Source organism: Pedobacter polaris (genome assembly GCF_005116505.1).
Taxonomy (GTDB): Bacteria; Bacteroidota; Bacteroidia; order Sphingobacteriales; family Sphingobacteriaceae; genus Pedobacter; species Pedobacter polaris.
Map to the genome: position 1 here is coordinate 407,558 of NZ_SWBR01000004.1, position 21,438 is coordinate 428,995.

12 protein-coding genes are annotated in these 21,438 nt (G+C 34.3%); 11 read left to right on the forward strand and 1 reads right to left on the reverse strand.

Going from position 1 to position 21,438, the window contains the following annotated elements:
- The first annotated feature begins 1 nt into the window (after position 1).
- The 11 genes from FA048_RS16470 to FA048_RS19770 all read left to right on the forward strand — a co-directional run bounded on the left by FA048_RS16470 (position 2) and on the right by FA048_RS19770 (position 20,872).
- Positions 2-4,882, forward strand: a complete 4,881-nt coding sequence (locus FA048_RS16470) for a DUF6603 domain-containing protein (RefSeq protein ID WP_136843132.1) — start codon at positions 2-4, stop codon at positions 4,880-4,882.
- A 17-nt stretch (positions 4,883-4,899) separates the two neighbouring features.
- Positions 4,900-6,207, forward strand: coding sequence for a hypothetical protein (locus FA048_RS16475; protein ID WP_136843134.1), 1,308 nt, complete (start codon positions 4,900-4,902; stop codon positions 6,205-6,207).
- A 14-nt stretch (positions 6,208-6,221) separates the two neighbouring features.
- Positions 6,222-7,082: a hypothetical protein gene (locus FA048_RS16480; RefSeq protein WP_136843137.1), complete on the forward strand. Its 861-nt coding sequence runs from the start codon at positions 6,222-6,224 to the stop codon at positions 7,080-7,082.
- The gene (locus FA048_RS16485; RefSeq protein ID WP_136843139.1) at positions 7,079-10,570 is read left to right on the forward strand and encodes a hypothetical protein; all 3,492 of its coding nucleotides are present in this window, start codon (positions 7,079-7,081) and stop codon (positions 10,568-10,570) included. The genes FA048_RS16480 and FA048_RS16485 overlap by 4 nt, the downstream gene beginning before the upstream one ends.
- On the forward strand, positions 10,570-12,282 hold the full coding sequence (locus FA048_RS16490) for a Kelch repeat-containing protein (protein WP_136843141.1): 1,713 nt from the start codon (positions 10,570-10,572) through the stop codon (positions 12,280-12,282). The genes FA048_RS16485 and FA048_RS16490 overlap by 1 nt, the downstream gene beginning before the upstream one ends.
- Before the next feature lie 2 nt (positions 12,283-12,284).
- Entirely contained in the window at positions 12,285-14,144 is a 1,860-nt protein-coding gene (locus FA048_RS16495) for a hypothetical protein (RefSeq protein ID WP_136843143.1), read from the forward strand.
- Positions 14,145-14,258: 114 nt separating this feature from the next.
- Positions 14,259-15,794: a tail fiber domain-containing protein gene (locus tag FA048_RS16500; RefSeq protein WP_136843145.1), complete on the forward strand. Its 1,536-nt coding sequence runs from the start codon at positions 14,259-14,261 to the stop codon at positions 15,792-15,794.
- A gap of 21 nt (positions 15,795-15,815) precedes the next feature.
- Positions 15,816-17,435 (forward strand): tail fiber domain-containing protein, encoded by a 1,620-nt coding sequence (locus FA048_RS16505; RefSeq protein WP_136843147.1) that lies wholly within the window; start codon positions 15,816-15,818, stop codon positions 17,433-17,435.
- A 19-nt stretch (positions 17,436-17,454) separates the two neighbouring features.
- Complete coding sequence (locus tag FA048_RS16510; RefSeq protein ID WP_136843149.1) at positions 17,455-19,077, forward strand: tail fiber domain-containing protein; 1,623 nt, start codon at positions 17,455-17,457, stop codon at positions 19,075-19,077.
- Positions 19,078-19,083: 6 nt separating this feature from the next.
- Positions 19,084-20,658, forward strand: a complete 1,575-nt coding sequence (locus FA048_RS16515) for a tail fiber domain-containing protein (protein ID WP_136843151.1) — start codon at positions 19,084-19,086, stop codon at positions 20,656-20,658.
- 76 nt (positions 20,659-20,734) lie between these two features.
- Positions 20,735-20,872, forward strand: coding sequence for a hypothetical protein (locus FA048_RS19770; protein ID WP_169306900.1), 138 nt, complete (start codon positions 20,735-20,737; stop codon positions 20,870-20,872).
- A gap of 190 nt (positions 20,873-21,062) precedes the next feature.
- On the opposite strand, the gene FA048_RS16520 is transcribed toward FA048_RS19770, so the two are convergent.
- Positions 21,063-21,431, reverse strand: a complete 369-nt coding sequence (locus FA048_RS16520) for a hypothetical protein (protein WP_169306901.1) — start codon at positions 21,429-21,431, stop codon at positions 21,063-21,065.
- Positions 21,432-21,438 lie beyond the last annotated feature (7 nt).

Sequence of the window (21,438 nt, forward strand, 5' to 3'; positions counted from 1 at the left end):
GATGGCAACTATAAAGATCAAAGACATTAGCGCCGATTTTGCAAATGCATTAGATGGCCACTTTAAAACTTATGTGGGAAAACCCAATGAGAAAATAATTAATGGAGATTATACAGAATCTACCACCGGAACTTATAAAATTGAAGTAGACAGCATTGAGTTCTTAAATACTCAAGGTAAAGCAGATGCTTATATTACTAGGGACGAAGAAACAATCTTATTTTGCATTAAGCCAAAAATAGAAAAACGAAAGTTTGCAGACTATTTTCCTCAAATGGTGCCAAAAGATCCTTGGATTACAACAGACAACGCTGAACTCGCATTTCCAAACTTTGCAAACAGGGAAATTACCAAGATAGAATGGATTTATGTTTTTGCATATTCTACTAAAGAAAACATTATAATTAGTGCTGAGCTTGCTAAAAAGTTCTATACAGTTCTTGGTAAAGATGAAAGATTCATTCCACTATTACAATCAATATCCAAGGGCGACTCATTGAATCGAGCAGAAACTGGATGGAAGGGAGGTCTGTTTTATTTTGGTACACTTCCAGAATTACCTGCTAGTAATATGATTCCGGGGCCTATTAAAGATCTTTGGGAAATGGTGTTAGACAAAATAGATATGCAAGGTTGTGTTTATCATAAAGGAATAATACCACACCTTAAATTATTGATTCCCATTGTAAGATTAACAAAGCCATTTGGTGATGTAGTAAGGAACTTAGAAATTGTAACAATATTTAGTTCACCACTAAATGCTATCGAGCAAACACAGCCCATAGAGATAATTGAAGGCAAAAAAATTAAACTTGCTCAAAAACGTGAAGTTGGCATTGATGGTTTCATCAATTTTGGAAGCCAGAACATTGCTATAATTGGCGTTTTTCCCTTAGATGAAGACTTGATTCTGATTGAAGTTAAAAGTAGTTTAGCTGATTTGACTAGTTATTTGGATCAATCCTCACCATTAAATAGCCTTATTCCTGAAAAAATTGAACCTAGCTTAAAGTTTAAGGTTTCAAAACAAAATAAGAAAATCGAATCAATAAATTTTGATTTTAATATTGAGAATTGGAAGCTTATTGAAAATGTTTTTGAGCTTAAAGCAGTGAATTTTAATTGCACAATCTTCTATCCTGGTAAAATTAACCAGATGAGTGCAAAATTTACTTCGGATGTTAAAATAGGAAGTGTATATGTTCTTGGCGAAGGAAATTTTCCAAATGGTGAAGTAAAATTATATTTAAATCCAACAAAACCACCAATATTACTAAATGATATTGTAAATGTTTTTAGTAAAAACACAAACTTTTTTGGCAATAAGGCGATCAATGAATTAGAAGGAAGCTATGATTTAGAAAACAAGTATTTTTCATTTACGATAGGAATAGGCAATACCTCTTGGAAAGCTGCAGATGATTTAGATTTTACACTAGATAATTTGCGATTGAGTGTATTTGGAAAAGGTAATTATACATTTAAACTGGTTGCTAAATTTAATTATACTATAAATCATAAACCAATTACCTTTATTGGTACCGCAGATTATGATGAAACTTGGCAGTTTAGAGGGGATTGTTTCGCGGCAAATTTATCAATGGGAGACCTTGTAGAAGGTTTTGGAATAGCAAAAGATGATGTGCCTAATCAATTAAGCAAATTCCAGTTTAAAGCGCTTACTTTCGCTTTTGCTGCTAAAGAGAAACTTAAATATTTTGGAGGCAGATTTAAAATTAATTTATTTAAACAAGATATTGACTTAGATCTACAGGTTAAAAAATTAGATACCATAACATATTTTACAGGTGACTTTAGCACTAAGATAAACGATAAAGATGCCAAGTTCAAAGTTGAGTTTGAGAAACAACCTAATGGTCATAAAATTGGCCTACAAATGTTGTTTAACTTGGCTGGAGTTGATATTTATTTAGCAGCTAAAAGTGAGACATCTGGTAAAGGTGAGGAGAAAATCTCTGAAAAATATTTCGAAGGCGGTACTAATGGTTTAAGCATTTCGCTAACTAAATTGCTAGAGCAATTGTTAGATGGTGCTTTTGGGGTTAATTTCCCAGCTGTGTTTTTACCAGAGCTATCATTAAATGATGTCTATATCACTTATAATGGAGCTAACGCAGCAACTAATATCATCGCTTTTGCAAACATTAGTGGTAAAAAAGTAAGATTTTATCTTCAATCGCAAAGCGTGGCAGATAAAAAAGCCACTAATTATGTTTTCGGTATTGATACGGATGTAGATAGCTTGAGTAAATTGCCATTAGTTGGTGAGGAAATGAAAGAGGTAAATCTAAATGGTGTTGGTTTTATCTATACAACTGTTGAAGGAGAATACCAATTACCAAAATTATCGGCACCAAACGCTAATGGGATATGTACGATTAAATTTGCAGATAAGGCTACTTATAAAAAAGGAGTTACGTTATTGGGTCATATTAACTTGCCAAATGATGAAAGCCCTATCAGCTTAACACTGCCAATTTCAAGGTCTAGTAGAAGTTTAGCTCTAAAAAGTAGTAAACAAAATATTGCGCTAAGAGGTGCCTCAGATTCATTCGAACCTGCGGTAAAATGGATCAATATCAATAAAAAAATAGGACCTGTAGCTGTTAATAGAGTGGGCTTCAATTTTGCCGATGGTCAACTTTCACTTTTAATTAGCGGTGCTTTAATGTTGGCCGACTTAGCCATTAATGTAGAAGGATTAGGGCTTTCGTTTTCGCCAACCAAATTGATTAAGGGAGAAAATGTAGAGCCAGCATTTAAACTTTCAGGCTTAGGTTTGGCATTTGACAGGAAGCCATTAGAAATAAGTGGCATGCTGATGCGGACAACGCCAAAAGATAATGAATCCATTTCTTTTTATGGTGCAGCACAAATCTCGACAGCTAATTTCAACATCAAAGGAATTGGTGCTTATGCAAAGCTAAATGATGTTGCTAAAACAGACTCTTTATTTATTTATGGAGTTTATAATGGCCCGATAGGTGGACCAGCTGTGTTTTTTATCACAGGCATAGCAGCAGGCTTTGGTTACAATAGAACCATACGCATTCCTAAATTGGAAGAGGTTAAAGATTTTCCACTAGTATCTATGGTTTTGAGCGGTAAACCAAAAACGGATAGGGAAATCTTAGCCGAACTGATCGACAATAACTGGATTCCTGCATCTGCAGGCGATTACTGGATGGCGGTTGGTGTAAAATTCACTTCCTTCAAAATTATTGAATCTTTTGTACTGCTTACCATTAAGTTTGGTGGTAAGGTAGAGTTTGCAATTATAGGTTTATCCTTATTAAAATGGCCTAGTGAAGGCACAGCTATAGTATATATAGAGCTAGCACTGTTAGCTAGGTTTGGCCCAGACAGCGATGTAATTGCCGTTACCGGTATGTTAACACCTAACTCTTACATTTTAGATAAAAACTGTAAGCTTACTGGTGGCTTTGCATTCTACACCTGGATTTCTGGTGAACATGAAGGTGATTTCGTGATCACACTGGGTGGGTATAAAACAAACTATAAAATTCCTGCCCATTATCCAGTAGTGGATCGATTAGCGTTAAATTGGAAAATTAGCGATGCCCTATCAATTAAGGGTGAAATGTATTACGCACTAACGCCAAGAGAAATTATGGCCGGCGGTAGATGGGAAATTGCTTATAATTTATCCTTTTTATCAGCTAGAGTAACTATGTGGGCTGATATGATTATAGCTTGGGCGCCTTTCCATTATGAATTCTCTGCAGGTATTATTGTTAGAATAGAAGCCAATATTAAAGTTCTATTCGTGCATATTCACTTTAAGTTACAAATGGGTTGTGAAGTGCAAATTTGGGGACCACCGTTTGCAGGACAAATATATGTTGATTGGTCTATCTTGTCCTTTACCATTCCATTTGGTGATGGAGGAAGGCCAAAAGAAATCCCAATGGTATGGGGTAATACGACACTCAAAAGTGCTGGTAAATTAAATGACGAAAAAGTTGTTGGATTTAAGGAATCATTTGTGCCTGCGCAAATACTAGATGCAAGAATAGTGAGTGGTGCAATAAACCAGCCCCCAGGTGAAGAAAAAGGCAAGCTACAAGGTAAGGATAAACCAGCAGTTTTAGAAGTTAACGCTTACAACCTTGTAATCGCTGTAGATTCTTTCTTCCCGGTAACAACACTCCATTCGCCTCGCAAAGAAGTACTTTCTAAAGGATTACATACCAATGATTCGCCTTGTAAACCGGTTTCAACTTCTACATTGATGGATGTTGCGGGTTTAAATGTGCCTAAAACAGTAGCAGACAGTGAAAAAGAATTTGGTATTAAGCCATTAAATATTGATAACTTAGATACAGAGTTGCATGCTTGGTTAGAATTAGAAAATGGTAATGGCACAAATACACCGATAGAAGAAAATGTGACCATAATTGGTACTGCTAAAGGTATAAATAGTGCATTGTGGCAAGCTGTACCACCAACAAATAAGAAAGGGAAGCTTAAGGAGATTAGTAAAGAAGAAAAGCCAGTAATTAAAAACGTATTAACTGGATTGCAGCTTCATGTAGTTGAAAAAAATGCTAAACTTACCTCAGTAGACCTTTCCAACCGTTTCACCCTTCTTGATCCAAAAGCTACGGTTTCTTTTTTTAGAGGAGCAGATTCTGCAGTACAAGACGGCGGTCCTAAAAAAATGATCAAGGCTTCTTTAGCAGCCAACAAATCTAAATCTTCAGTTGACGAATTAATATCACTTGGTTTTACAGAACTATTTAAAGATTCTAAAGCTTTGCTTTACAGCGAAGTATTAAATAGCGATCCAGTGTATATCGTCTCAATTGGACAATTATTACCAATAAACCCAATTGCTTAAATAATAATAAAGAATTTATGTTAAGTAAAAACGATAGAAATGAAGAGAAGGTCTTAAAACTGCAAAGTTTTGCGAGGCCACCTTTACCAGGAGGTACTTATGTACTCAAAACAAAACTGTTTACTGATGCTGGTAAAGATGGTTTAAAAGGAATGCCTTCTAAATTTGAAGCAAAAGAAATTAAATTTCAGATTACTGCACCACGTTTCGGGATAAGCACGGAATTGATACATAGTGTTTATCCATTGCCAGGGTCTACAGGCGACTATCAAAATACATTACCTCATATTGTGTTGAAACGTAAAACATTTTGTTGGGAAAGAGTTATTGATGGAAACAAAACGAATTTTGATAAACCCTGGGTTTGTTTGTTAGTATTTACTGAAGAAGAGGTAAAGCTTGAACAAATTAAGGAAATGACAACGGAAACATTTCTGAAAGAAGATGCAGATGTCAAAGTGCCAATACTTACTTTAAACGAGGATGAAAAAATAGCAAAGACAAAGTTAAAAGCACTGGAGCTTGACATGAATCTTTTTAAACGAGTGGCTCCAAAACTGGATGAAATTAATTTTTTAGCACATAATAGGCAGGTAAATACCAATAACAAAGGGAACAATGATACCAACGGAGATAAAGGATGGTACACTACAGTTGTAGCCAATAGACTACCCATAAAAGGGATAACAAATTATGCTTTTTTAGTTTCAATAGAAGGTTGTACAACCTATATGGAAGAACCTATGATAGCCAACGATTCGCGTAAACTTCGTTTATGCCTTCTGCATCAATGGCAATTTATAGATATGGATGAGAAATTAGAGGATGTAGTTAAAAACTTAAATAATAATGTGAAACCTTTAACTATTGAGCTTAAAGAAGGTGCAAACCCAACTGAACATATCAAAAGATGTCTTGATTTTGGATACGCACCTATTAACCATATCAGAAGAAACGATGAAAAATCAGTTTCATGGTATCGAGGACCATTTGTACCACTAAATGCTGAACATCATGCTATAAAAACTTATAAAAATGCAGATCAAGCGCTTCGTTTTGATGCCAATACGAATATGTTCGATATTTCTTATGCATCTGCCTGGCAATTAGGAAGGTTATTGGCACTACAGGATTCAAGTTTCTCTATTGCTTTAAGTAATTGGAAAAATGCTTATAAACGTGATAGACCAATAAAAATAGCTAAAGATTTGCTGCTTAAACAAAACGTTAATCAAGAGCTGCTATCCTCTTTCATAAATGATGCAGAATCTGATGAGGTTTTAACGGATTACCTGATTGAGTTGTGGAATAAAAATACGAAATAAATTAAAAGAGAACCATGTCATATAACTTATTTACCGAAGTTTCCAAAGTATTAAAAGGCAAAGATAAAGCAATTAACATGCCTCCCGTTCCTAAACAAGTGAGCGATTTCTTAGGTAAGCTAGGAGCGCTAGAAGAAGTACCCATGCATAATTTGATAATTGATAATAAATACTTGCCACTGGGGAGAGAGAACAATGCCGAAAAAGGATGCATTAAACTATTTGCATTAGATCCTGAATGGATAGAGTGCCTGATAAATGGTGCTTTGAGCTTAGCCGATGAGAATGATCAACTTATTTTAGGCGAAGCAATGACCGGTAAATATACAGCCGAGTTTTACTATAACGAAGCAACTGAGAAAGTTAAAAAACAAATTATTGGTCAATATCTTCCTGAAAAATTTGAAGAAGAACTTAAAAATAGACTTGAAAACAATGGGGTTAAATATGAAGATAAGACACCAACTGCAAATCAAAGCAATTGGAAATATACTGGTTTCTTTATCCGCTCATCAATTGTATCGACATGGAAAGGGGTAGAAATTATTGCTTATGGTAAATCTGATACGACTGAGAAGATTGATAAAAAATTGCAAGTTGTTAAACTTGAACAAATATCGTACGATATCATTTATTGTATTTGTGAAGGCCTAATAGAAAAAATAGAAATTATTCAACCAGCAGAAACAATTCATTTCGATACCAGTAGAATTGATATTGTGAAAAGATCTGGAAACGACGGTGTGTTAAATATTAGTGAAATCGCTAAAAAAAATGGTTTTAAAGATTCAGCTATGTTAGCTGAAAAACTATTGGCAATTCCTTATAAAACAGAATTAACAATTGATCGTAAAATCGTAAAAACATGGAAATGACAACACTAAAATTACTTGTACCCATTAACCTTGATGTTTTAGTGGTAAATAATAACACAACTACTTTGTGGAAAGACATTTCGTTAACAATAGACAATTTAAAAGAAACAGAGTATTCAAATTATCGAGGTTTAGGAACCTATTTAGAAAAAAGAATCCAAACTCCAGGGTTAAAAAATGATATCGGTAAGGTAATAGAAGATGGAATTCATTTGCATTGGACCTTGCCAAATTCATTCAGAAAAGGGACATATCAAGAAGATGGTTCTCTTGATTTTCCAAAAGCACCAAATAGATGGTTGATCATTAGAATGGACCAAGATCAAAATTGTAAATCGTGGATAGTTGAGAGTGATAAGATCAATAAAGTTAAAAACGCAAAATGTAACTGGATTGGTGAAAATAAAAAAGATAAAGGACTTGTACCATTAAGCATTGGTAATAGCTCATCTTTTATTGAATGGAATGAGAATGCTGAAGAACCTGCAATTGATTTAACAATCATGGCGCCAGGTAATCCAGATTTTGCAGCATCATACATGCATTGTAAAAATGTGTTCGGGTTTTATGACGATATGAAAGATGAGACAGAAAAACCTTTAACTTTAGGTACCGATTATACCTACCAAGTTTATGGCTGGTTTTCTAATCAAAAAAAAGATCCATTGAATGAATGTAATGATCTAGAAAAGCTAAAGGAAACCTTAGGTAAACTATCCTTTTCCATAGAAAATGTAAAGGAAATTACAAAAAACAATAATATTGATGGCTTAGTGTGCCACGCTATGATTAATACCGTGCCCTGGCTTAAGAAATCAACTGATATCATCCCGAGTACTGTGAGTATTGGCATTGGTAATTCTACCTCCGAAGCAATGGCCTCCCTATTATTGGCTAACTCCAAATCTAGTGAAAAAGCAATGCCGGATAAGCTTTTAGGGGCCTATCAATATAAAGCAATGGAAGAAAACGGTATTGAAGGAGATGGTTTAAACCTGTTGAGAAAACAGGTGCACGCAAGAAGTTTTCAGCCAGTAAACGGCGGAACATTATGGGTTGTGGAAGCTAAAGACAAAAAGAAGGGACCAGAACAAAAGGATGAGAATGATTTTGGTATTATTCCTTTCCCGCCTGAGGTTTCAGAGGCATTGAAAGAACTAAACGAACTACAGCATACTTATGATAATTGTGCCAATAAATTAACTTCTAATCAAGCTGAGTTGTATGCACTCAAATACAAAAAAGCATACATGAAATCTATTGATAGTCAAACTGATGGTTTAGATACCAAAACATTAACCAAGGCAATAAATGATGGCATAATAGAAATCAAAACAAACATTAACCTATTAAATACTGACTTAAAAAAATTAAAAGAAAAAAGTAAAGCACTCGATGATAAAGGTAAGGCTATTTACACAGGTGATATTGTAAACAAATTTAAGAAATTACAAAATTTGTTGCCAGAACATGATGTAAAAGAAGTGCCAATGCCTAAGTTTTATGAACCTGCAGATCCTGCTGTAGTTATAGCGGGCCTTAAACCGGCAATTAAATATATAAATACTAACGAAGTTATACAATGTAGAGTTAGGACGCAACTGGCTAATCAATTTATTTTTGGAATAGGGTACATTACAACTGATGATCTAGCTACTGCAGCAACCAGAAAAATTATGGACAAGGTAGCAAGTACTTCAGTACCTAATGATATTAAAGAATTGATATTAGAGTCGTTTTTATTAAATCCCCTTACTGCAGGTTTTGTTGCAAAAGCTTTGAGAGCTGACATCTCTGCTGTAAAAGATGTAATTAATCAGTTTGAGGAAAATGCTTCGAGTTATGCAAGACAAGATAAACAACCTTGTTACCTCCCAAAATTTGCCGAAAAGAAATGGAAACAACCTTGGAATCCACTTTATTTAGAATGGGGCGTGAAATGGGAAAGCAGCTACCAAAAAAATCATGTTAATGCATTAAAAGGATGGAAGTTTGGCGATGCTAAAAATGCGATAGATTTTAAATACGATGTAAAACTAAAAAGTACAAATGCACCGATAACTGAATATAATGGAAGAGTATTGCTTTCAAATCAATTAGTTAACAAAGTAAAGGAACTAAATGATAAGTTGAAACTGGAGCTTTTCAATGATTTTAGTCCTATGTCGCAGACATTAAGTGGTTTTGGTTCACAACTCTTAATGCGCTATCATGGCTTACAATTGCCAATTGTAAATAACGATTTAAAAATTGATTTAGAAGATTACCAAATCATTAATGATCAAAATCCATGGAGCCCAATGATGATGGGGTATTCATTTTATCCAGTCCGAAGCGGGCTATTAAAAGTAGCCATGCTCCGGGTTATTGATTCATTTGGTCAAGTTTTAGAAGTTTTTCCTGGAAAAAAATCATTATTGAGCTCAGGTAAAGAACTCATGAAAAGTTCGGCTGGGATGCTAAAAACAGAAGAAAGTATAGAGTTTAAACTGGGTCCCAGAATTATACAGCCAACGCGGTTAAGATTTGAATGGATAAATAAAAACTCTTTCAATCCACGAGTTACTGATTCAGATCCAGCTACAAGTCCGCTATGCGGATGGTTTTTATACAACAAGCTCGACGATAATATATCTGTATATAATGCCAGGGGTGTAGAGTTAGGGATTTTAGTAGATAAGGGAGATAAAACAGTAGATCTTGTGAAAGCACCCGGCTGCAATCAATTAGGGCATTTTACCGATAATGCTTTGCGTAATACAGTTTTATTTATGCGAGAAAATTCTACCAATTACAATAAAGTAAAAGAACGATTAATCTCTGTAACCGAAAAAATGCAATCTGTTGCATCCAGACAACAATTGACAATGGCATTACCAATTGGTTTTCCGATTGCTGTTGCTACTGCACGATTTGTTGTAGAACTAAAAGATTTACCTGCGCATGATCAGTCATTTAGTGCTGTAATTTCTAAAACTAAATTCGATCCAATTAAATATACATTGAATATTGGAAACGACTTAAACAAAGCGGATGGTTTGAGTGGCTATTTCTTAAATGAAAACTACAATGAGTTTAAGAAGCCAGTTGATGAAAATAGTGGAGCCCCAACTGTAGAATTTGAAACGGGTATGGTACAGCAACTTACACTGCTTCTTGATCCTCGAGCAATGGTATCACTTTCTTCAGGAATATTGCCCATGGCTACTTACACTTTACCTCCTCATGCATTTACTCGGGAGCTTAAAAATTTAAATCTTAGGTTTTTAGCTACTCCAGTAATCTCCCCTGTTGCAAATCTAAAGATACCATTGCTTCAACGTAATGATATTAGCTGGGATTTTATTAGAAATACAACTACTGATGAAGATATTATTGGCGATACAGGTAAAAGTCAACTGAGATTTGATTCTGTATACGCCATTGAAGGATGGTTAAAAATGACGCAAAAAGAAACTGAAGACGTAGATCAGAAAAGCCAAAGCTAATGACAAAACCAGAAATTAAAGTATCAGTAAATTTTCCAGTAGCTGCTGATGGTTGGAAAGATACTGCAACACTATATAGCGGACGAACTCAAGAATTATATTTTGAAATTACCGTAAGCGGAGGTGGAGAGTTTAAAATTGAATTTCCAGTTGCTGATACCTTGGCATCAGAAACCGCACTAGTCTCTGTTGAAGGTTGGAAAGGTAATTTTGACATGTCTGTCTGCTCACCAGATCAGGGAATTACTTGTAAAAAGCTAGTCACGGCAAATAGATATTATATCAATATAGCCATTCCTAAAGATCCAAAAGAAGTCGTTTTTAATTTAAAATTAAAGTTAAACACGATAAGTGCCAAAAATGGTATGGCTGTTAGCAAAGTAAAATATTTTGATGATGACGATGATCAAATTGAGTTTAAAGCATTTACAGTTATTCTCGAAAAAAAAATCGAACAACCTAAAATTAAAAGCTTCACCATCAATAAGGCTATTTTACTCCCTCAAGATACCTATGATTTAGAATGGGATATTGAAGAGGCGGAAGTGGTAACGTTAACAACACCTACGGGAATTGAAACTGTTAAATTAAAGGATAGTAAAAGAAAATTAGAGATTTCGGCAGATTTTCTACATAGGATTACGGCAAAAAATGGAGATTTTATTGTAACTAAAGATATTTTAGTTAAATATCATGATAGAACAGAGGTATGCTTTATCAAGAATTTTAACGACCAGATAAAAGCTGAAATAGCTGATTTGTTAACTGTTAATTTGATGAACCTGGTTAAAATTGGTGATAAATTATATGCATTGCTACTCATCAAAACAAAAGAAAATACAGACGCTTATTTTTTTGACACTAAAGATGGTATCAATTGGTATAAAAGTGCAATTGGCTCCTTCAATCATAATGACGGCGTAAATGTACCTTTACTATTTGCAGGTAGTCCAATTGTTTATCTTGGAACTAAGATTTACCTAATAGGAGGAAGTAAGTTCGATCCTAATTTTAGGAGTAATGATGTATACAGTTATGATTTAAAGAAAGAAGGCACTGGGTGGCAGAAAGAAACTTCAAAACCTACTTTTAGTGAACGGATGGGCCATGCTGTAGTCGTATATGATAACGAAATATGGTTACTGGGCGGAATTGGCGATGAAAGAACCTTTAAAGATATCCATACCTATTCTCCAATAAGCTCAAGTTGGAAAAAATTAGATGAAAAAAAAGAAATGGATCATGCACTATGTATGCATACTGCTGTAGTGGAAGGTAATATTTTAACTGTTTATGGAGGTTGCGCACGGATGATTAGTGAGTTTGACCAACGATTGATAGATTCAATGAGTAAGAATTTAGCGAGCACAAATCCGGACGAAAAATGGAAGCCAGAATGGGTTGCGAATCCAAAAAAACGAGATGATATAATTGAATCGGAGTTAGTTAGCTGTGTATTTGGCGCTACTTTAAACGAACGGTTTATTTTTACTGTATTTGAACGTACTGAGCTTGGAAGAATGGCTTTTGAAATTAAAAATAAAAGCTTAGATAAACTATCTCCAAAAAATGGTTTTTTGTTAACTAACACATTTACTGGTTCGCAAACGGTATCATTTAATAATGTGATTTTCTTTTGCAGTAACTCAGATGATGGCACTTTAGAAACCACGCTGCCCAGCTATTTTATTTACCATTCAATAACCCATTAAAAATGAAAACAATTAGCCATTATATTTTAAGATGTTGTTGCCTAGTTTTTACGCTATTAAATTTAGGTAATGCTGTATTAGCTCAAAAAAAAATAATCCGAACAGTTATACCAGCCACCTCAAGTAGATCTCCTTCTATAAGAATTGATCAGGGGCTTACCGCTACTGTTAGCTTTGATTTGAGCGTTCTTCCAAAAGATTGTATAATTGAGTCCAGCTCGTTACAGTTTGCAACTAGGAATGTTCTAGTAAATACCGCTGTTGTTTTAGAAGTGTATAAATCCGATGCAGAAAGGATTACTTTTCAGAGTGTGAAGACAAGTGATACAGCTAAAACATTAATAGCAATAGATATTAAAAATAAAATGTATTGGCCTAAATCAAATTCATCAACTTATGCGGTCACTTTAAAAACCACTAAAAATGCAGGAGACTTGCTTGAATTATATGGATCGCCTGATGATGCTGTCTTCGAACAGGGATTTGCTCCTAAATTGATCATTAATTATACAGAAGCCATCGTAAATAAAGTTGATTGGGGTATATCTAATGCAAATGCTCAGCATTCTTCACAATCATTTATGGGAATTAAAGGTGCAATTCCTTCTGGCTATACTGTGAAATCTGTAGAAGCTGATGGAGAGATTAAATTAAATCTGCTACTATTTAAAGATAATATATACTTATATAGTAATTCTGGAATAGCTAAGGTAAATGTTAGGGACCTAAAGATGACTAAAATAAAAACTGGTCTTGTGGCTGCAACAGAGACATCGATACCAGCAATTGATAACTTAGGTAGATTTTACTATCCGAATACTGAGAACGTTTCTGTTATCGAATTAGGAAACAATAATAATTATAGTGACAAAATTAAGCAAAATGGGAAACTCGTAAATGCAATTACATTGGGAGCAGATGGAAGTGTTTATTTACCCACTATTAATTCAATTAGCGCTTACATGCCCTTTCCCCGTAATAGATTGATTTGGTCATATCCATTTTCAGGGAAAAAGAGCACGATAACTTTGAATGAGGAGGGGACCATTGCCTATGTAGCAGTGAGTAGTAATAATGCAACAGGGATCCTTGCCTTGGATGCTACCAATGGTAGACTGATTTCTTTTAAATCTTTAGCCTTAAAAGCTGAAGGATCTGCAAATCTTGCTATTCCGGTACTTGATAAACAAGGCGATGTGTACATCGCAGATAAATTAAGAGGAGCAGATAGTTTGTATGTATTTAAATCAAACTTAAGTAAGTTGGATAAGACAATAACTGGAGCAAATATTTCTATACCTACAGCTGGTATTGAAAAAGGGGTTTTATTTATAAAGAATGGTTTCTTAATGAAATATATTGATGGTAACGAAGTTAAATTCGCTAACATGGGGTATAATGGAGAAGTGGTTTCTTTAATTTCAGATCAAGCGAACAATATTTTTTGCTTAGGTGCCGATAAAAAGCTTTATCTATTATTTAATAAAGAAAGTCAATTTAAAAAAGTTGAAAACGTAAATGGTGGCATGGCACTTATTATGGGAGTTGACGGCACATTGTATACTGCAAGTAATAATAATTTAACTGCTATAAAGCCAAGTGCTTATACAGATGATTACACTTTAGTTCAAGCTGATTTTAACGATGATGATTTAACGTTTAGAGGAAAAAAAGTAATCACTAGTAAAGGTTTCGTAATCAGTAGAAATAGAGTCATCACTGCTAAGGAGGAGGTGATATTAGGTACTGATGTACAAGTCAGTAATGCGACCTTAATGATTAAATCTGCTGGTAAAATATCTTTTGGAAAAGGTTTTTTAATTAAAAAAGGATCAGAAGTCGTGGTTCGAACAGAAAATTAAGTTCTCATGCAAATTTTACTAAGATAAAAAGAGATGTTAGTACTCAATCCACATGATCAGCCAATAAACCAATAAAAGTATTCACATCAAAAAAAATAAAGTAACCTCATCAATATGAAAATTATCTCAAATAACCATAAAGCTTTGTTAAGAGGTATGAAACTACACTTAATAATGCTTACCATCCTTTTTTTGTTAGGTGTTAATTTAGTGAATGCACAAACTAGTACGGTAGATAGTGCCTTATATATCGATCAAAATGGGAATACCAATTTGGGAGCAAATCTCAAATTAAGAGGAGACCTATTTACATTCGGTAACAATAAAAATCTGACTTGGTTAAAGGCAGGTAATAATGGTTTTACCATTGGTAATAATAACACAAAGTATGTGCTTAATCTTAATGATCTAGGCATTAATACTGATAACCAAGATCTGAATTTATCGATTTCTGGTAAAGGTAATATGTATTTTAGCACCAATGGTAATACGGCCATAACTATTAATCAAGCAGGAAATATTGCTATAAGTAAAACAGCTAAAATCAATAAGTTAGAAATAGATGGCAACTTGCATATGGATGGTAATGCAATTTATTTACGTAAAAATACAGGTAGTTTAAGTGATTACATACAGTGGACTGGCATGGATAATTCGCAACAAAGAAATGAAAAGATTAGGATTAGTGGTTGGTTAGGTACCATTTTGGGCTCAACAAATAACAATACGGTAGCATTAAAAACTAATGACTTGGGTTTTGTAGGAATTGGTGATGATGATGCTGAATTTCCCTTACATGTGTCTAGAAAACAAGGAAGAAGCAATTATTCATATGTTGAAGGCAATCTTAAAGCTGTAGGTTTACGTCAAAGTGTAAATGTGTTTAGTCCTGTAGGAGGGAAATATAGTAGCTGTAGTATTTTTGCCCTAGGAGATATTGTAACTAAGGAAGCAATAATTTCTAGCGGGTCAACAGCTTATTCCGACATCAGGCTTAAAAAGGACATTAATGCTAGCTCATCACAACAGGATCTTGAAAAACTAAAGCAAATTGAAATTGTAAACTACAAAATGATTGATACGATAGCTGATCATAAATCTTATAAAAAGGTAATTGCTCAGCAGGTACAAAAAGTTTATCCTTTAGCGACAAATGTTAGTTTTAGAACTTTGCCAAACGTATTTCAAACAGCTATCAGTACTAAAAAGATACAAGACAGCTTGTATGTAATTACAATTGAAAAAACACCATTACTCAATATTGGAGATGAACTGGAATTAAAAAGCCAATCTGCAGAAGAGATCGTAGTTAAGATTATGGCCGTGAATAAAAATAATATCACAGTAAAATCCGCAGTTGCGTTAAACGAACAACCGTCAATTTTTGTATATGGTACAAAAGCTAAAGATGTGCTTACGGTTGATTACGATGCGATTGGCATGCTTAATGTTTCGGCAACTCAAGAGTTGGCAAAAATTATTGCACAACAACAACTGCTGATTGTTGAATTAAATAAACAAAATGCAGCACTAAAGAATGAACAAGCTACAACTAAGAATACCCTAGATCAAATATTGGCACGTTTAGCGCCATTAGAGGATTCTAAAAATAAGGCCACTGTTGCAATTCATTCATCATCTCTTAAATAAATTTGAAATCAAACTTTTTTTATGAAAATCTTACACTGGTTATCTGCCTACAAATCTGTTAATAACAATTTTAAATTATGGATAGCACTTATATTAACATTAAGTAGCAACTCGATATTTGCTCAAGCACAGCCAGATAGTTCATTATATATAGATCGGAGTGGCAATACTATTTTAGGCGCTAATTTGAGCTTAAAAGGCGATCTGATTTCATTTGGTAAAAACGGAGTTAATCCAATTTGGTTTAAAGCAAATAATGATGGCTTTACTATAGGGCATAGCGGCACAAGTAATAGACTTAGTTTTAATAGCCATGCTGTTTATACCGAAAATCAGGATTTAAACCTAGCCGTAATCGGTACAGGCAATATGCACTTTAAAACCAATGGTAACTATGCTATGATGATTAATCAGGCAGGAAATGTGAGCATAGGCAATAAAGGTCGAAACCCCATTCATAAAGTAGAGATAGATGGCGCGTTGCACATGGATGGCAACCCAATTTATTTGCGTCAAGATCCTAATAATTTGAATGATTATATTAAATGGACAGGTCTGTCAAATTCATCAGGAAATACTAACGATAAAGTAAGGGTTAGCGGTTGGCGAGGTGTAATATTAGGCTCAACTTACCTGAATACAACCGCTTTAAGTACAAACTCAGATGGTTTTGTAGGGATAGGCACTGATAATGCTCAAAAGCCATTTCAGGTAGATATTAAGAATGTAGGCATGTCGCTGATGGTTAGTTCTGCAGGTTTTACAGGTATTGGCACCAGTGATTCACAATTCCCTCTGCATGTGGCTACAACGCAAGGCGGAGCTAACATCTCTTACAGAGCCAATGGATCACCAGGAGTTGCAATGGGTTGGGGTTCTGGTGTGCATGATGCCAGTAGCCGAAATTATAAGAACTGTAGTATTTTTGCTTATGGTGATATTGTGACTAAAAATGCCATTGTATCAAGCGGTACAGCAGCATATTCAGACATTAGGCTTAAAAAGGATTTTAAATTAAGCTCATCAAAGCAGGATCTAGAAAAGCTAAAGCAAATAGAAATTGTTAACTATAAGATGATCGATACCATAGCCGATCAAAAAAGCTATAAGAAAGTAATCGCACAGCAAGTGCAAAAGGTTTTTCCTATGGCAACTAATGTAAGCTTTAGTACTTTGCCAAATGTATTTCAAACCGCTGTGAGTATTAAAAAACTACAAGACAGTCTTTACCTCATTACACTTGCAAAGCCACAATCATTGAAAGTTGGAGATCAATTGGAATTAAAATGCCAACCTGCTAATGATGTTTTAGTGCAAGTTACAGCAGTAAATAAAAATACCATTACCATAAAATCGGCCATAGAATTAAATCAGCAAGAATCTGTTTTTGTTTACGGTACAAAGGCTACTGATGTGCTAACGGTTGATTATGATGCCATTAGTATGCTCAATGTATCAGCTACGCAAGAACTATCAAAAATTATTGATCGCCAACAAAAGAAAATAGAAGATTTAACACAAGAAGTTGAACGCTTAAAAAAAGAACAAACAAATACCAATCAACAAATACTAGCTCGTTTAACGCAGTTAGAAGAAAGTAAAACTACGCCGATCCAAAAAACTACCTCTCCACAAAAATAATTCAGCTAACCAAAAAGATATGAAGACATTTTCAAAAACTCAAGATATTTTATTAAAGAACTTATTGTTTAAGTTAACTGTGTTGATCCTTTTGTTAGGTAATGGAATAGTAAAGGCTCAAAGTGCTGCAGATAGTTCTTTATATATTGATAAAAGTGGCAATACATGGTTAAAAGGCAGGTTTAACCTCATGGCAACACCCCGAACAAAAGTTCATCCAACTAGCCCTTTTGCAATGTATGTTACTGGCGATATTACAGCTAGAGATAAAAGTATTCAATTCCGTGAGTCGAGCGGAGATCAAGGTATTGGTTTTACCATGAATGCCATTTATACTGCGGGATCGAGTACTAGTCAAGATTTAAATCTGGAAGTTACCGGTGAGGGTAGCTTAATTTTTAAGACCATGGATAAACCTCAAATGATTTTAGATAAAAATGGGAAACTTAATATTTCGAACGATCTTTATATTGAAAAAGTATTAACGGCAAATGGTGACACGAAAGTTAATGGCGAATTGCAAATTTATAAGTCATTGAAACTTGCTGGAAAAGTTCATTGGGATGATTATCGTAGTATTAACATTATAAATCAGCCTAATGGTAGCTATATGGAATTTAAAAATACAATGACATCTGGAACAGGGAATGCTAATGGAGGTTTTAGATTTACAGATTTTTCGGGAACGGATCCAACTTTAAGAATTCGAAATAATTTCGTTGGCATAGGTACAGATGATCCCCAATTTCCATTGCATGTAGGTAAATCGCAAAACAGAGATGCTGATCGATATACAAAAAATGATCAAAGTAATTCAATTTCATTAGGTTATGGGCCTGCAATAATACGGTCGCCTGATGATTTTGGTAGGCTGTTTAGCTCATGTAGTATTTTTTCCAGCGGCGATATCGTAACAAAAAATGCATTCATATCTACCAGTTCAAGCTTATATTCTGATGTTAGGCTTAAAAAGAATCTTAAATTAAGTTCTTCAGTTCAGGACTTGGAAAAGCTAAAGCAAATAGAAATTGTTAACTATAAAATGATCGATACCATTGCCGACGATAAAGCATATAAGAAAGTAATTGCCCAGCAGGTACAAAAAGTTTATCCAATAGCCACAAATGTTAGTTTTGGTACCTTACCTAATGTGTTTGAAACCGCTTCAGCTATCACCGCACAAAAAGATAGCCTATACACTATCACAATTACTAAAACACAAAATCTAAAAGTAGGTGATCAAGTAGAATTGAAATGCAATCCCGCTAAAGATGTTAACGTTGAAGTTGTAGTTGTAAACAAGAATAGTATTACTGTTAAATCTGCCATCCCATTAAATAAACAACAGGTTGTATTTGTATACGGTACAGTTGCAAAAGATGTGCTTACGGTTGATTATGATGCTATTGCTATGCTCAATGTATCCGCTACGCAAGAACTGGCAAGAATTATTGAACAACAGCAAAAGATGATCCTGCAACTTAACAAGCAAAATGCCGAGATGAAGAATGAAAATACAAAATTAAGAGACGAGCAAGCTGCTACTAAAGTTACATTAGACCAAATACTAGCTCGCTTAACGCCATTAGAAGAAAGCAAAGCCAAAACAACGCTAACCATTGCTAATACTGCACAAAAATAACTCATTATGAAAACGCTAGCCAGCTCATGTATTATCTTATTGCTACTAAGCAGTTACCAACTATTAGCACAACAGCCCGATAGTGCTTTATACATAGATCGAAGTGGGAATACGGTATTGGGCGCTAACTTGATTTTAAAAGGAGGCCAAGTTTTGTTAAAAAATGGCAGCAATGCTTGGTTAAAAGCTGGTAATGATAATATTATCTTCGGCACTAATCAGCTCACCTTTGGTAATGGTAATAATGTAACATGGCTTAAAGCAAGCAATAACGGCTTTACTTTAGGTAACAACCAAACAGGTTTTAAGCTTAATTTTAATGACATTGGTATGTATACCACTAACCAAGATTTAAATTTTACGATAACAGGACCTGGCAATATGTACTTTAAAACAAATGGTAATTTTGCGATGAATATTAATGCAGACGGGAATGTGGGCATCAATAGAAAGGGCACAAATCCTGTAAATAGGTTAGAGATCGGTGGGGCATTGCATATGGATGGAAACCCAATTTATTTTCGTCAAGGTACAACAGACCAAAGTGATTATATTAAATGGACTGGTGTGAACCCAGCAGATGAATATGCTTATGATAAAATTAGAATTAGTGGGTGGAATGGTGTAGAACTAGGCGTAACGAGTAGCAATTCAACTGCATTGTCTGTGAGCAGAGCTGGTTTTGTAGGCATTGGCGTTAACGCCCAATTTCCATTGCATGTGACTAATATTAAAGGTGGATCTACTCAGGGCTATACCCAAAATGCCGAAGCATTTGCCTTGGGTTATCGTGTACTTACCCACTATCCAACAGCTAGAAATTTTTCAACCTGTAGTATTTTTGCTGAGGGAGATGTCGTATCTAGAAATGCTTTTGTATCAACATCTTCTTCAATTTATTCAGATATTAGACTTAAAAAGGATATTATATTAAGCTCTTCAGCAGAAGATCTTGAGAAGATTAAACAAATTGAAATTGTAAACTATAAAATGATTGATACCATTGCCGATCATAAAATTTACAAAAAGGTAATTGCTCAACAGGTAGAAAAGGTTTATCCAAGAGCAGTTGGTGTTGGTTTTAGTACACTACCAAATGTATTTGAATTAGCTACAGCTATTGTTGCTCAAAAGGATAGTTTATTTACCATATCTATTACCAAGACTAAAGATTTAAAAATAGGAGACAAGGTAGAGCTTAAGTGTGAACCTGCTCAAGATGTGAATGTAGAAGTGATTGCAATAGCGAAATATAACATCACAGTTAAATCAGCTACAGCCTTAAATGAGCAAAAATCTGTATTTGTATACGGTACTATAGCCAGTAATGTACTTACGGTTGATTATGATGCAATCAGCATGCTCAATGTATCGGCTACACAAGAATTAGCTAAAATGGTAGCTGCATTACAAAAACAAGTTGTTCAGCTTAAAACACAAAATGTTGCAATGGCAATTGAAAATGAAAAGCTTAAAAAAGAACAGGCAAATACAAATGGAAATATTTTGGCTCGTTTAGCTCAGCTAGAAGGAAGCAAAAATAAAACTAGTCAACAAGTGATGTTGGCTGTTAAGAAATAATTAGAATTGCTATCAGACGAAAAATAAAACAAAGTCTTAATCCACCTGTTATTTTATTATATATGAATTACAGGTTATGGAAGATAAGATACCATTCACAATTAAAGAAAGCACTATTAAAAGTGAAGAGATTATTTTTGATCTCATCATTAAATATAAATTAGCACACGTAATTGTAATTAAAGATGGTCAACATTATCATATCAACTTATAAGGGCGTTAAAATGAGATGTACCAAAAAATAAAACGAGATGTACCATTTTCTAAAAAGTTAACTATTTGATTATGAGTTTTATGGTTGGTTTTAAAAAAAAAGCTTTTAGATCGTAGATTTAAAGGCTTTTTAATACATATACTATAACAATTATAACTATCGAGGGAATATCATTTTTTTATTCCCAGGATTATTTTGTCTTTTTGTAGATCGCAATTCTTAGGTAACGCAATCTTGACTCACTAAAGCTGTTTACAAAGTGATCATGAACTACTTTCATATCCTCAGCGAATTTTTGTAAAGCCGGCAATTTTACTTTCTTCTTCAATACAGATAATACCCATTTAGAATAATAGGCGTTCAATGAAATCATGTATTGATGCAGTATCGGCTCAAAATCAAAAAAGGTTTCTTTTTCATCTAAGAAATTCATGAGGTCAAGCAGTTCACTTAGGAGCTCACCTTCTCTTTTTGAAATGCTTGCTGGGTCGGCTCTTAATTTATCATGTATTTTCACGCCTTTCTTGTTCACAAACGCTGCAAAGCCCGATTTGTCCATGGCTTGA